Origin of the sequence: Enterobacter roggenkampii (assembly GCF_001729805.1) — a bacterium.
Taxonomy (GTDB): domain Bacteria; phylum Pseudomonadota; class Gammaproteobacteria; order Enterobacterales; family Enterobacteriaceae; genus Enterobacter; species Enterobacter roggenkampii.
On sequence record NZ_CP017184.1, the window covers coordinates 162,313 to 176,694 of the forward strand.

Sequence of the window (14,382 nt, forward strand, 5' to 3'; positions counted from 1 at the left end):
CTCCTTACAGAGACTGGATTTTCGCCCACACGCTGTCGTCAACCGTGATGCCGTTGCGGCGGTTCTCTTCAAGCAAACGGGTAAATTCATGCCCTGGCAGACGGATGGCGACATTTTCATCCGCGCGTTCGGCGGTGGTGATGAAGTCCATAATGCGCTGCAGTTTGGCATCGCGGGTTGGGCCATCGATCAGGCGATCCACCTCAATGGCGATGAAGATCTGCGATACGCCGTACTCGTCGCTGTTGTCCTGGGTCACTTCCGCGACGGACGATCCGTTGGAGAGCAGGGTGGCGATCATATCGAGCACGATGGATAAGCCGGACCCTTTCCAGTAGCCCATGGGTAGAATACGGCGGTTTTTCTCGATCACGCCCGGCTCTCTGGTGAGGTGACCTTCGTCGTCAAAGCCGCCATCTACCGGCAACGCGCGCCCGGCCAGGCGGTTCACCTCCAGCATGCCGTAGGAGAACATCGACATCGACATGTCGACCATGGTGATCGGGTTCGACGGAATGGCAACGATCAGCGGGTTTGTGCCGATGCAGCACTCTTTTGATCCCCACGCGGGCATCACGGCAATCGAGTTGGTCCAGCAAATGCCGATATAGCCCTTCTCCGCCGCCTGCCAGCCGTAGCTGCCGCCGCGCATCCAGTGGTTCGCGTTACGCAGTGCCACCAGACCAATGCCGTGATCGGACGCCAGCTCGGTGGCGCGATCCATCATCTTCTTCGCCGTCAGGTTGCCAATGGAGCGCTGCGCATCCCACTGTTCGATGGCGCCTAATGTCATCACCCGTTTGGGCTGGGCGTCAGGAATGATATCCCCTGCATCAAGCTGCTGAATAAAACGCGGGAAGCGGTTTACACCATGCGAATAGACGCCGGATTCCGTGGTGCGGGCAAACATCTCGGCGCAGGCGTCTGCGGTTTCCGCTTTCACGCCGCGGTCGAGCAGAACCCGATTGAACGCCGCTTTCAACTCTTCGAAGGTCACTTTCATCCCTGTTCTCCTGTTCTTTTAAGGGCAAGTGTGAGTGCTTTTTTATCGCTAAATTCCACTATGCGAAATCTGATTTCAAATATAGCGATCAAATTTTGTTAGATCAACGACATTCATGTTTTTCAAAATCGATTAAAATCAATTGGTTGTGTTTTTTCTGTTGAGATCGTGAACTGACCCACACTTTGCGCTACCATCAGGGCGCGCTAAACAGGAGCCATGTAATGAGCATGAAAGAGAGCGAAATGACGCAAGAAAAAGAGAGGCCAGCAGGCAGCCAGAGCTTGTTTCGCGGCCTGATGCTGATTGAGATCCTCAGCAACTATCCGAACGGGTGCCCGCTTGCACATTTATCGGAACTGGCGGGGCTGAATAAGAGCACCGTGCACCGCTTGCTGCAGGGGCTACAGTCGTGCGGGTACGTGACCCCGGCACCCGCCGCGGGCAGCTATCGTCTGACCACCAAATTTATCGCCGTCGGGCAAAAGGCGCTGTCGTCGCTGAATATCATTCACGTGGCCGCTCCGCACCTCGAAGCGCTGAACATTGCGACCGGCGAGACGGTGAACTTCTCCAGCCGGGAAGACGACCACGCGATCCTGATTTACAAGCTCGAACCGACAACCGGTATGCTGCGCACGCGCGCCTATATCGGCCAGCATATGCCGCTGTACTGCTCTGCGATGGGCAAGATTTACATGGCGTTTGGCCATCAAGATTACGTGGCGAGCTACTGGGAAAGCCATCAGGAACAGATCCAACCTTTGACGCGCAACACCATCACTGAACTGAGCGCCATGTATGATGAACTGGCGGAAATTCGCGATCGCAGCATGGCGATGGACAAAGAAGAGAACGAGCTTGGCGTCTCCTGTATTGCCGTGCCGGTGTTTGATATTCACGGCCGCGTTCCGTATGCGATCTCTATCTCGCTATCGACGTCGCGCATGAAGCAGGTGGGCGAGAAGAACCTGCTCAAGCCGCTGCGCGAAACGGCAGAGGCTATCTCAAAAGAGCTGGGTTTTAACGTACGCGAGGCGTAACAGATGAACCGATTTATCATGGCGGATGCGGAAAAATGCATCGGGTGCCGCACCTGTGAAGTGGCCTGTGCGGTCGCGCATCAGGATGACTTCACCGCAGAGGCTTTTACCTCTCGCCTGCGGGTGGTGAAGGGGGACGCCTACACTACGGCGGTGGGTTGCCATCAGTGCGAGGACGCCCCCTGTGCCAATGTCTGCCCAACCCATGCCATCAGCCTTACGGCAGGCGCCTGGCTTGTTGATCAGACGCGCTGTATTGGCTGTAAAAGCTGCATGGTCGCCTGTCCGTTTGGGGCGATGCAGGTACGGCTGGTGGGAAGCAGGGCACAAGCGCTGAAATGTGATTTATGTGTGCAGCGCGAAGGCGGACCGGCCTGCGTGGAGGCCTGTCCAACCCACGCGCTGCGCTGCGTTGATCCTGCCAGTATTCGGGCTGAAAGGCTTACTGCATTTTATTGAAATTCCACGTAAACGTCAGACTGTAGCGCCAGTCTCTGTTGCGACTGTCTGTCGGAACATCCCCGACGGGTCTTGCCGCCTCAACCGTGATGCTATAATGGCGGGTATCGCCTACCATCACGCCAGCCGCCACTGACCCGAGCCGCTGATGAGGCAAGCCGGAGGTGTTAAACCAGGTTTGCGCGGTATCGGCCAGCATGTAGGGCTGGATTGTGGCAAGCCATGTGCTCTCTTTTCGCATCTGGATATAGCGCAGTTCTACCTGCCCGCCATAGCCGTAATCACCGCTTGCTTCACTGTCCTGGTATCCACGGCCAAACCGCTGGGCACCGAAGCTAACGCGTTCGGGCTCTGGCAACGTGTTGTTTGACCAGTCCCCCTCCCAGGACGTTGATAGCCGCCACTTATCGGCAAACATCCAGGCTGCGTCCAGATAGCTTTTCGTGAGCGTAAAATTAATATCGGGCCTGGGGGCCGAGACGATATCGGCTCCCATCGCATCAATACCCTGACGCACGTTGAGTCGGCCGCTGAGGCTGGCGGTTGTGAACTGATGTGCACCGTTGATGCCCACTTCCAGCGCGGGATAACGCGCGTGCTGGTTGACGGAGTCCAGGCTATAGGTTTTGCCCAGCAGTCTGGCCTGCAGGGCATAATCATCCTGGCGGTCGGTGTAATCAAAACCGCTGGTCAGATTAATTTGTGATTTTTGCGTCAGCAGCAGGGGGTAGCCAAACGTCACACCGCCGTTGTATTGCGTTGTTTTTTGCTTCGAATCGACGCTGATATTATTCGGCAAAGAGAGCAGGGGCGAAAAATCTCGCGGATCCTCACGGTAATAGCTGCCTTTTAGCTGCATCGTCAGCCCTTCATCGTTTAAAAACTGCTGCCAGTTCAGGCCGACATAATTTTTTCGCGTGTTGCTATCTAACGGTACAAGCGTGGCCACGCCAAGCTGATCGCCATAGCTTGTCATGTTGCTGAGCGTGCCGTTCAGCATCATTAAATCTTGCCCTTTACGGGTATCAATCGTCGACGCGATATTCCAGCTCCGCTCCTGGTTGCCGGTGATTTGCATCGCCGCCGCGCCATAGATATTGGTTGGCAGCTGCGCGTTAGCCGTAACCGGAACGTTCGGGGTGCGCGTCATCAGCTGGCTGTAGCGATCGAACGTATCCTGAGACAGCGGTTTTTCCGCCATGATTTTTTCGGACAAACGTTTAAGACGTTCGGCGATGTGCGGGTTATTACTGGTGATGTCGCTATGAGCGACATAGCCTTCAACCAGAACAATTTTAATATTGCCCTGCTGGAAATTATTATCGGGCAGCCAGGCATAAGAGAGTGGAAAACCGTCGGCCTTATAGCGTTCCGTAATATCGTTTACCAGCCCCGTAAGCGTTTTTAGCGGCACGGTTTTTCCAGCGTAAGGCCTGAAGGGCTGAAGTAATTCCTTCAAGGGATAACGCGTGCCGCCAATAAACTGAATGTGATGAATGGTAATAGGCGTTTCAGGCGTCAGCGTTGACTTCGGTTTTTCTATTTTGACGTTCGGCTGTGGCGCGGCCTCAGTCTGTTCGGGGGCAACGTTACGAGAAACTTGCGCCGGGTTATCGGGGTTAATAATAGAGGGCAGAGTATCGGCGCGGGCCATGCTCAGCACAACCAGCCCCGTCAGCGAAAAAAGGAAGTGGTGTTTCATCGCGCTATCCCTGTTCGTCATCCCCGGTTGGGGTAAATGTCGCTGAATAAAGCGCCCCTGAACCAGGGGCGCAGACAGGCAGTAAAAGGATTACTGTTTTGGCGTCATTAGGCTCGAGGTTAACGTGTTGAGCCCGTTAATCGGGTTTGTCGTAGATGTGTTTTGGGTTGTGCCTGCATTGGCCGTTACACCCGCAGTCAGCGTATTGAGGGTGGTATTGACCGTTGTGCTCAGGCTATTGTTCGTGGCTGTCACATTGGCATCGGCCGTCAGAGATCCTGTGCCGCTGCCTCCGGTGGTTGATGTGGGTTTCACTAGCGTACCGCTATCCGTGACCGTCTGGCCGACATTTTGAACGACCTGACCGACACCGCTAAGCCCGCTATTGCTGCTGCTAATGTTGGTCCCCACGCCGCTGACGGTGCCACCCACCTGGGTCAGCAGACCGTTAACCGGTGTGCCGAGACCCGTTGTGGTGCCTACGGTTTGCGTCACGCCCTGTACTCCGCCCAGCGTCTTGTTAGCCAGGGTCGTGGTATCGGTTGTTACCTGAGTGACAGCAGGGCTGCTTACCGTGTTGGTGAGACCCGTGCCGGTGTTACTGACCAGTTGCCCGGTGCTGTTGACCACGCTGCCCGTCAGGCCGGTTACGCCGCTGACCGGGGTTCCGGAAGTGGAACTCGCCAGGCCCGTGCCTACTGTTGAAACGGTATTGCCGAGGGAGGTGATCGACGTGGTCACACCTTTAACCGTGGTACCCACACCGTTCGGGTTGTTTGCATCGCCAACGCCAGTCGTGACGCCTGTCCCCACGGTGGACACGGCACTGCCAACACCGCTGACGGTGGTTGAGACGGTTGACGTGACGGGATTATTCGTTGGAAGCTGGCTTCCGAGGCTATCCACAGTGGATCCGACGCTGGTCACGGTTTTACCGGCATCACCCAGTATCGTATTTACGCCTGCGGTAGTGGTTCCTCCACTGCCTCCTGAGCCTGAGCCTGAGCCTGAGCCTGAACCTGAGCCTGATCCCGACCCTGAACCCGTTCCGCCGCCAGCGCCTGTCCCGGTACCTGAACCCGTTCCGGTGCCCGATCCGTTGCTGCCCGAACCGCCATTGCTCGCGGTTGTGCCACTTCCATCATCTGAGCCGCTGCTGCTTCCCGTCGCAGGGTTATTTTTGGCCGTTGAGTGAGATCCGCCACCGCTTCCACTACAGGCAGAAAGAGAGAACGCGAGCAGTACCGCAACAGCAATAGCGCTGATGCGACTAACATTATTAGGTAGCATATGAATACTCCACGCAAAAGAACGCCGAGCGGCGTATTAGTGAGTATATGCAGTATTTTTAAATATGCATGAAAGCGACTCAGGAAGGTATTTTGCTGCGTTGAAGAGGGTTATTTAAAATAACAATAAGTTAGCATATTTAATTTTTGCTTAATTATTGAGAGGGTGGTTAGCGAGCCTAAATTAAAGGAATATTCCTAAGAAAACTCAATGGGAATGATAAATGGAGTGCTACAGGATATATCCTTAATATAAGATTCAGATCACGGAAAAATAAGGCTCTTCATTTGAAGAGCCTTATTTTTTAACAATTGCCTTCTTGCCAGGCTTTTTCGATCTCTTCGGCGAGAATTTTAACACCCGCTTCGATTTTTTCCGGGTCGGGGACGTAGTTCATGCGCATGCACTGATGGGTATGCGGCCATGGCTTATCCAGACCCGGGAAGAAATAATCGCCCGGCACCATCAGTACGCCGCGCTTTTTCAGGCGCTGGTAAAGCAGCTCGGTGGTGATGGGTAAATCCTTAAACCACAGCCACAGGAAAATCGCCCCTTCCGGTTTGTGGATAAGGCAGCGTTCTTCCGGCAAATAGCGGCGAAGTGTCGCGATCGTCTCCTGAACGCGCTGGTAGTAGAACGGCTTGATCACGTCATTCGACAGACGCAGCAGGTCCTTGCGTTTGATCATCTCGCACATCATCGCCGGGCCAATGCCGCCCGGTGAAAGGCTGATAATGCCGTTCATATTGGTGATGGCGGTGATGATTTTCTCATTGGCGATGATGATGCCGCAGCGGCTGCCCGGCAGACCCAGCTTAGAGAGGCTCATGCACAGGACAATGTTCGGGTTCCACAGCGGACGTGCTTCGCTGAAGATGATGCCCGGGAACGGCACGCCGTAGGCGTTATCGATCACCAGCGGAATACCGTGCTGATTGGCCAGCGCATCCAGCTTCATCAGTTCGTCATCGGTTATCACGTTGCCCGTTGGGTTAGTCGGGCGCGATACGCAGATCATGCCCGTCTCTTCGCCAATATGCAGGTGTTCAAAATCGACGTGATATTTGAACTGGCCTTCCGGCAGCAGCTCGATGTTCGGGCGCGCAGAGACGAACAGATCCTCTTCCAGGCCGGAATCGGCATAGCCGATATACTCCGGCGCCAGCGGAAACAGCACTTTTTTGGTGGTGCCGTCCGCGCGACGTCCAGCGAACAGGTTAAACAAGTAGAAAAACGCGCTCTGGCTGCCGTTTGTCAGTGCAATATTCTGTGGTTCGATATCCCAGCCCAGCTCGTCACGCAGCATTTCGGCGAGGAGTGCCAGCAGCTCGGTTTTCCCCTGCGGGCCGTCGTAATTGCAAAGCGCATCGGTTGCTTTGCCGCTTTCCAGCATCTGAGCGAGCAGGGTCTGGAAATAGGTATTCATCTCCGGGATTTGAGCCGGGTTTCCGCCGCCGAGCATGATTGCGCCCGGTGTGCGCAGCCCGTCGTTGAGGTCCTCCATCAGGCGAGTAATGCCTGAATGGCGGGTAAATTTGTCGCCGAAAAGTGAAAACGTCATAGCAGGTGATCTGTCGAGCTTATTTTGAAAGTGGGTAACCATAACGCTAGCACCGTGTTGGTGCAAATCGGGTGGTGTGGTCGGATTTGTTGTTTTATAGGGCGGGAGTGGATTTGTGTAGTGAATAGTTCTGGAGCTTCTCCCCTCTCCCCATGGGGAGAGGGTTAGGGTGAGGGGTATGATCTACTGATTCCCCGCCCAGACGACCATCACCTTATCGCCATCATGTTCACGTACGAATCCATACCCCTCTTTCAGCGACAGCGTGGTTTGCTTGCCTTCACCAATCGCCGGGTGGCGGGCGCGGAACTGACCCAGCGTTTGCCAGTGGGCGACGGTTAAGGCCTGCTTGCCCGTGACGTCCTGCCAGTTCATATCCGAGCGGGTGCCCTGCAGCGGGTCGGAGCCTGTCGGCCCGAACGGACGCTCGGACTCATCCCCGTAATAGATTTGCACGCTGCCCGGTGCCAGCAGGAGCAACTCCGCCGCGCGCTGGCCCCCTTCGCGGAACAGACGCGTATCGTGCGATGAGAGGTAGCTCAGCACATTGAAGCTTTGCAGCTTCTCCGCCATCTGCTGCCAGGTGAGATCCATATCGGCCAGGCAATTTACCGCTTTCGCCGCCTGCTCCTGATAATCAAAGTTGATCATCGCGTCGAAGCCGTGGCGGTAATAATCGCTCTGCATCACTCCGTGACCCCAGGATTCGCCGGTCATCCAGAACGGTGCGTTGTCGAGCTTTTTGTCCGGGTGAGCGCCTTTCCAGGCGGCCAGCGCCTGGCTTGCCTGGTCTTTCAGCTGCTGCCAGGCCGCAAGCTCAACGTGCTTCGCGGTATCCACGCGGAAACCGTCGATGCCGTAGTCACGTACCCACTGGCTGAGCCAGTGGGTCAGGTAATCGCGCGGGGTATAACCCGGAATAGCTTTCGCGTGGGTATCGGGTTTGTGTTGGTAGAAATTGGGTAGCCCGGAAGGGGCGGCGGATTCCGTTTTCAGGTCGGGCAGAAACGCCAGCGACATCGTTAAATCATCGAAGCCGGGGTTGTCGTAATCACCGATGTCGGTGCGGATCCACTTTTTACCCCACCATTTTTCCCATGCGGCTTTGTCGCTGAAGTTGATGTAGTCGTTGAAGCTATGCCAGGTCTGGCCTGCGCCAGGCTTCCAGTCCGTCCAGTGCTCTCCCAGCGTCTTTTTCAGTTCATCACCCTGCAGGTACAGGGCGCCAAACTGATACGCCTGCATGTCCGCAAGCGTCGCGTAGCCCGTGTGGTTCATGACGATATCAAACAGGATGCGAATGCCGCGCTTATGCGCTTCATCAACAAGCTGACGCAGGTCATCCCCGGTGCCCATGTTGGCGTCGAGCGTTGTCCAGTCCTGGGTATAGTAGCCATGATAGGCATAATGCGGGAAATCACCTTTGGTGCCGCCGCCTACCCAGCCGTGGATCTGCTCAAGCGGGGAGCTTATCCAGAGCGCATTCACCCCCAGCTGCTGCAGGTAATCGAGCTTGCTGGTCAGTCCCTTGAGATCCCCGCCGTGGAACGTACCAATCTCCTGCATGCCGTCTTTGTGGCGGCCGTAGCTGTTGTCGTTGCTCGGGTCACCATTCACATAGCGGTCAGTCAGTACAAAATAGACGCTGGCGTTTTGCCAGCTAAACGGCGCAGGCTTGTCGGTTTCGGCGCGCTCAAGCAGCAGCAGGCCGTTACTGTTGGCGGCTGGCTGCAGGGTGATTTTTCCACCTTGTACGGTCACCGTCTGTTTACTGTAGAAATCGCGCACGACGGAGCCTTCCGGGAAGGTATGGCTGACGTCCAGCGTCAGCGGCTTACCGTCCCACTTCGGACACTGGCGGATAACGTTGGCCACCGGCTGTTCTGTCGCGCTCTGAACCGCCAGCAGCAGCGTGGGCGTGCCGGAGCGTGTATCGATTCGCATCTGGTATTTACCGTCGCGGAAAAGGCGCCACTGCGGCGGTGTACCGTCACAGGGCTTGAGCGACAGCATCTCATTGAGTTTTATCGCGCCTGTGGGCTGCCAGCACGTCTTGTCAAAACTGAGCGTAAGAGGACGCGTACCCTTCGCAAGCTTTGCCTGGCTGGTGAAAATCCCGGTGCCTTCGGCGCGAAATGCGTCAAACCCCGGCGATGACCAGTCGGCATGTGCCAGTGCGGGTAACATCAGAAAGGCTATTGCGGTGCGTTTCATTCCAGGTTCCTGTCGCGGCATTTTTGACCAGTTTGCCAGCAGGCGGGCGGGAAAAACTCATCCCCTGTCGCTTTCTGCCAGGAGGATGCGTGAGGATGAGTGATCTTGCGCAAAATTAGGCAGTTATCTGCGATAACGCACACATTTTTCCGGAAATGATGTTTTTATGAGCAAGTTTCAGGTGACATAGTTTCGGAATTGGACTATTTCTATACGTGCTCTTGAAGTCTATTTTTGATATGATTTGAGATTCCGCTCTCAAATTTGTGAAAAAAATAAGGTGTTGGGATGATTACATCCGACCAGGAGACCTAATGATATCGACTCCCATTCGACGATATGGGGCTGCGATACTCATGTTACTCACCACGGCATTTTCGGGTGGGGTGCTTGCGAAGACGCACACGGATACAACGAGTAAGAAAGCCCACGTAATAAAGACGACAAGTAGTAAGGTTAGCAGTAAACAAGAGTATTCTCGCAATAGTGCAAAGAGTAGTTCACTTCCTGATTTGCGAAAATACCCTTCCGGAACACCAAGGAAAAAAGCGTTTCTCCGGACGGTAATGCCTTACATCACGAGTCAAAATGCCGCGATTACTGCGGATCGTAACTGGCTGATTTCCAAACAGTACGATAGCCGCTGGTCGCCATCCGAGCGCGCGCGTCTGAAAGATATCACGAAGCGCTATAAGTTGAGCTGGAACGGGAACACGCGTCGTGTGCCGTGGAATGCTCTCCTTGAGCGTGTGGATATCATCCCGGGCAGCATGGTTGCGACCATGGCTGCAGCCGAAAGCGGCTGGGGAACGTCTAAGCTTGCGCGTAACAACAACAACCTTTTCGGCATGAAATGCGTGAAAGGTCGTTGTACGAATGCGCCTGGCAAGGTGAAAGGCTATTCGCAGTTTGAATCCGTGAAGGATTCCGTGAACGCTTATGTGGTGAATCTGAACACGCACCCGGCCTACTCATCGTTCCGTAAATCACGCGCTCAGCTGCGTAAAGCGGACCAGGAAGTGACGGCCAGTACGATGATCCACAAGCTGAAAGGGTATTCGACGAAGGGACAGAGCTATAACAACTATCTGTTCGCCATGTACCAGGATAACCAGCGCTTAATCGCCGCTCATATGTAATCTCAAAAAAACGCCTTCCACTGGAAGGCGTTTTCTTTTCTAAATCAGCACCTCGCTGTGGCGATCCCGATACTCCTTCGGCGTGGTGTCATACTCTTTGCGAAACACCGAGTAGAAATATTGCAGCGACGGGTAACCGCACATCTGCGAAATTTCGTTGATCGACAGCGACGTGGAAACGAGCAGGCTGCGTGCTTTCTCCAGCTTTTCTGCATGGATGACGGCATGAATGGTTTCGCCCACCTCTTCTTTAAAACGCTTCTCCAGATTCGAACGCGAAATGCCCACCGAATCCAGCACCTGATCGACCTTAATCCCTTTGCAGGCGTGGTTGCGAATATAGTGCATGGCCTGAATGACGGCCGGGTCGCTTAAGGAGCGATAATCGGTCGAGCGACGTTCCACGACGCGAACAGGAGGCACCAGCAGGCGTTGAAGCGGCAGAGATTCTTTATCCAGCAGGCGGTGCAGCAGCTTCGCCGCCTGATAGCCCATTTGACGCGTGCCCTGAGCCACGGAAGAGAGCGCCACGCGGGACAGATAGCGGGTAAGCTCTTCGTTATCAATGCCAATCACGCACAGCTTTTCGGGCACCGGGATGTGTAAGTGTTCGCAGACCTGCAGCACGTGGCGGGCGCGGGCGTCCGTTACGGCAATAATCCCGGTTTGCGGCGGCAGCGTTTGCAGCCAGTCAGCGAGACGGTTCTGCGCGTGCTGCCAGTTTTCCGGGGCGGTTTCCAGCCCCTGATAGACCACGCCGCGATACTTCTCCTGCGCGACCAGCTGGCAAAATGCGTGTTCACGCTCAACGGCCCAGCGCTTGCCGCTGGTGGCGGGTAAACCATAAAACGCGAAGCGGTGGACGCCTTTCTCTTTTAAATGGAGAAACGCGGCTTCGACCAGGGCATGGTTATCGGTGGCAATATAGTGAACCGGCGGATAGTGTTCGGGCGAGTGGTAGGAGCCGCCGACGCCCACGATCGGCACGTCGACGTCGGTCAGCAGCTGCTCAATGACGGGGTCGTCATAGTCGGCGATGACGCCATCGCCCAGCCAGTCTTTAATGTTCTCCAGACGGGTGCGGAAATCTTCTTCAATAAAAATATCCCATTCGGATTGCGACGCCTGCAAATATTCACCCACGCCTTCTACCACCTGACGGTCATAGGCTTTGTTGGCATTGAATAACAACGTAATGCGGTGACGCTTTTCAAACATGGCTCACTTCCCAATTAAGTCACAATACCGTTATCAGGCCCGTCGCTTGGTGGCCGAGTCCATCCAGACTGCCAGTAAAAGAATGGCTCCCTTGACGATATACTGCCAAAACGTCGGGACGTCCATCATACTCATCCCGTTATCCAACGACGCCATGATAAATGCCCCCATCACCGCGCCCGCGACGCTGCCGATACCGCCTGCGAGGCTGGTACCACCGATGACGCAGGCGGCGATAGCATCCAGCTCGGCGATGTTGCCCGCGGAGGGAGAACCGGCCCCCAGACGCGAGCTGAGGATCAGCCCGGCGATGGCGACCATCAGGCCGTTAATGGCGAAGACCGCGAGTTTAGTGCGTTCGACGTTAATCCCCGACAAACGGGCAGCCTCAAGGTTGCCGCCGATGGCATAAATACGGCGGCCAAACGCGGTGCGCGTTGCCATAAACATGCCGCCCAGCAGCAAAAGCGCCAGCAGCAGCACCGGCGTCGGAACGCCGCGATAGTCGTTAAGAAGCCAGATGGCGCCCAGCACAATGACCGCCGTCAGCGCCTGACGTCCCACCACCGAGGTTGATGCTGGCGACGCCAGCCCCAGCGCCTGACGGCGCATGCGTCCACGCCACTGCCACGCGACAAACGCCAGCAGCCCCGCCACGCCGATGGTAAAGCCCACGCCATCCGGGAGATAGCTTTGACCAATCTGCGACATGGCCGCGCTGGTCGGGGAGACGGTGGTACCGTTGGTGATGCCGATTAAGATCCCGCGGAAGGCCAGCATCCCCGCCAGGGTGACAATGAACGACGGCACTTTACGGTAGGCTACCCACCAGCCGTTCCAGGCCCCCAGAACCAGACCCAGCACCAGCGTGACCGCCACGGTCAGCGGCAGCGGCCAGCCGAGCCAGACGTCAAAAATGGCCGCCACGCCGCCGAGGAGCCCCATCATCGAGCCGACCGACAGATCGATTTCCGCGGAGATAATCACGAACACCATGCCCACGGCCAGAATGCCGGTGATAGCGGTCTGGCGGAGCAGGTTGGAGACGTTACGCGCGCTCAGGTACGAGCCATCCGTCATCCAGGTAAAGAAGAGCATGATGACGATAATGGCCGCGATCATCACGAACACCTGCAGGTTCAGCGCTTTTAGCCCTGCGAACGCACCGGGCGTCGGAACGGCGACTTTGATATCAGACGGATTGCTTTTCGACATGACGTTCGCTCCTTAAAGCGGCTTCCATCACCTGCTCCTGCGTCAGGTTCTGGTTAATCAGGTTGGCTTTCAGTTTTCCCTCGTGCATAACCAGCACACGGTCGCTCAGGCCGAGCACTTCGGGTAACTCAGACGAAATAACAATGACGGCAATCCCTTGTTGTACAAGCTGATTAATCAGTTTGTAGATTTCATATTTGGCGCCGATATCAATCCCGCGCGTCGGCTCATCAAGGATTAAAATGCGTGGATTGAGCAGCAGGCAGCGCGCCAGAATCGCCTTCTGCTGGTTGCCGCCGCTCAGGCGACCAATCGCCAGTTCCGGTGAGGAGGTTTTGACCTTCAGACGGGCAAGCGACTGGAGGATGCACTGCTGCTCGGCGGCATCGTCAAGGCTGCTCAGCGCGCCGGAGAAGCGATCGAGCGCCGCAAGCGTAATGTTTTTCCCCACGGCCATGACCGGCACGATGCCGTCTTTTTTGCGGTCTTCCGGTACCATAGCAATACCGTGGGCAATCGCCTGCTGGCAGTTGTCGATTTTCACCGGCTGGCCGTCGATATAAATCGTGCCCTCCCAGCGCCCCGGCCATACGCCAAACAGACACTGTACGGCCTCCGTGCGCCCGGCGCCGACTAACCCGGCAATACCGAGAATTTCGCCGCTGTGCAGAGAAAACGAGACGTTATTGACGCGCTTGATGTGGCGGTTAACGGGGTGCCACGCGGTCAGGTTTTCCACGCGCAGCACTTCATCACCTTTGGTGTGAGGCTCATTCGGGTAGAGCGCCGTCAGCTCGCGCCCCACCATCATGGTGATGATGTCATCTTCGCTCATGCCCGCGGCTTCACGCGTGCCGATGTGCTGGCCGTCGCGGATCACGCAGATGGTGTCCGAAATGGCTTTGACCTCGTTAAGCTTGTGCGAAATGTAGATACAGGCGATGCCGTGGTTTTGCAGGTCGCGGATGATATTGAGCAGAACCGCGGTTTCCTGTTCGGTGAGCGAGGCCGTTGGCTCATCGAGGATCAGCAGCCTGACCTGCTTATTGAGCGCTTTAGCGATTTCAACCAGCTGCTGTTGCCCAAGGCCCAGGTCGCCCACGCGGGTATCCGGTGAAATGTGGAGGCTCACCTGCGCCAGCAGCTTTTCACAGCGGAGCGTCATGGTGTCGTAATCCAGCACGCCGTGGCGGGAGATTTCGGCTCCGAGGAAAATGTTCTCCAGCACGGTGAGATGTTTCACCAGCGCCAGTTCCTGGTGGATGATGGCGATACCTTTGCGTTCGGTATCGCGAATGTGAGTTGCCTGGATCACTTCGCCGGCAAAAACGATTTCGCCTTCGTAGCTGCCGTGCGGGTAGATACCACACAGCACTTTCATCAGCGTTGACTTGCCTGAACCGTTCTCGCCACACAGCGAAACCACTTCGCCGGGATTTAGCCGGAGACTGACGTTGTCGACGGCTTTCACCGTGCCGAAGCGCTTGGTGATGCTTTTCATTTCAAGTAAATAAGGCATAACTGCTCCACATAACCCG

At 55.9% G+C, this 14,382-nt stretch carries 12 protein-coding genes; 3 read left to right on the forward strand and 9 right to left on the reverse strand.

What is annotated here, in order from left to right:
• Window positions 1-4: 4 nt before the first annotated feature.
• Complete coding sequence (yiaK, locus tag BFV67_RS00725; protein WP_021242451.1) at window positions 5-1,003, reverse strand: 3-dehydro-L-gulonate 2-dehydrogenase; 999 nt, start codon at window positions 1,001-1,003, stop codon at window positions 5-7.
• A 224-nt stretch (window positions 1,004-1,227) separates the two neighbouring features.
• Between yiaK and yiaJ the strand changes: the two genes are divergently transcribed.
• On the forward strand, window positions 1,228-2,046 hold the full coding sequence (gene yiaJ / locus BFV67_RS00730) for an IclR family transcriptional regulator YiaJ (RefSeq protein WP_021242452.1): 819 nt from the start codon (window positions 1,228-1,230) through the stop codon (window positions 2,044-2,046).
• A 3-nt stretch (window positions 2,047-2,049) separates the two neighbouring features.
• Window positions 2,050-2,505 carry a 4Fe-4S dicluster domain-containing protein gene (locus tag BFV67_RS00735; protein WP_069597739.1) on the forward strand — a complete coding sequence of 152 codons (456 nt, stop codon included), beginning with the start codon at window positions 2,050-2,052 and terminating at the stop codon, window positions 2,503-2,505.
• On the opposite strand, the gene BFV67_RS00740 is transcribed toward BFV67_RS00735, so the two are convergent.
• The 5 genes from BFV67_RS00740 to BFV67_RS00760 all read right to left on the reverse strand — a co-directional run bounded on the left by BFV67_RS00740 (window position 2,489) and on the right by BFV67_RS00760 (window position 9,272).
• Window positions 2,489-4,207, reverse strand: coding sequence for a ShlB/FhaC/HecB family hemolysin secretion/activation protein (locus BFV67_RS00740; RefSeq protein WP_069597740.1), 1,719 nt, complete (start codon window positions 4,205-4,207; stop codon window positions 2,489-2,491). The genes BFV67_RS00735 and BFV67_RS00740 overlap by 17 nt on opposite strands.
• 90 nt (window positions 4,208-4,297) lie before the next feature.
• Window positions 4,298-5,134: a collagen-like triple helix repeat-containing protein gene (locus tag BFV67_RS00745; protein WP_235610613.1), complete on the reverse strand. Its 837-nt coding sequence runs from the start codon at window positions 5,132-5,134 to the stop codon at window positions 4,298-4,300.
• A gap of 29 nt (window positions 5,135-5,163) precedes the next feature.
• Complete coding sequence (locus tag BFV67_RS23810) at window positions 5,164-5,484, reverse strand: hypothetical protein (RefSeq protein ID WP_052259165.1); 321 nt, start codon at window positions 5,482-5,484, stop codon at window positions 5,164-5,166.
• 317 nt (window positions 5,485-5,801) lie between these two features.
• Window positions 5,802-7,058, reverse strand: coding sequence for a valine--pyruvate transaminase (avtA, locus tag BFV67_RS00755; RefSeq protein WP_008502740.1), 1,257 nt, complete (start codon window positions 7,056-7,058; stop codon window positions 5,802-5,804).
• A 183-nt stretch (window positions 7,059-7,241) separates the two neighbouring features.
• Window positions 7,242-9,272 carry an alpha-amylase gene (locus tag BFV67_RS00760; protein ID WP_069597741.1) on the reverse strand — a complete coding sequence of 677 codons (2,031 nt, stop codon included), beginning with the start codon at window positions 9,270-9,272 and terminating at the stop codon, window positions 7,242-7,244.
• A gap of 314 nt (window positions 9,273-9,586) precedes the next feature.
• On the opposite strand from BFV67_RS00760, the gene BFV67_RS00765 reads away from it, so the two are divergent.
• Window positions 9,587-10,411: a protein bax gene (locus BFV67_RS00765; RefSeq protein WP_021242459.1), complete on the forward strand. Its 825-nt coding sequence runs from the start codon at window positions 9,587-9,589 to the stop codon at window positions 10,409-10,411.
• Between the two features lie 39 nt (window positions 10,412-10,450).
• Here BFV67_RS00765 and xylR read toward each other — a convergent pair whose 3' ends face one another.
• The 3 genes from xylR to BFV67_RS00780 are packed head-to-tail and all read right to left on the reverse strand — an operon-like array spanning window position 10,451 to window position 14,363.
• Window positions 10,451-11,629, reverse strand: coding sequence for a D-xylose utilization transcriptional activator XylR (gene xylR, locus BFV67_RS00770; protein ID WP_023345227.1), 1,179 nt, complete (start codon window positions 11,627-11,629; stop codon window positions 10,451-10,453).
• A 33-nt stretch (window positions 11,630-11,662) separates the two neighbouring features.
• Window positions 11,663-12,844: a xylose ABC transporter permease XylH gene (gene xylH, locus BFV67_RS00775; RefSeq protein ID WP_008502744.1), complete on the reverse strand. Its 1,182-nt coding sequence runs from the start codon at window positions 12,842-12,844 to the stop codon at window positions 11,663-11,665.
• Window positions 12,822-14,363, reverse strand: coding sequence for a xylose ABC transporter ATP-binding protein (locus tag BFV67_RS00780; RefSeq protein ID WP_008502745.1), 1,542 nt, complete (start codon window positions 14,361-14,363; stop codon window positions 12,822-12,824). Before BFV67_RS00780 ends, xylH begins: the two co-directional genes overlap by 23 nt.
• Between the last annotated feature and the right edge of the window lie 19 nt (window positions 14,364-14,382).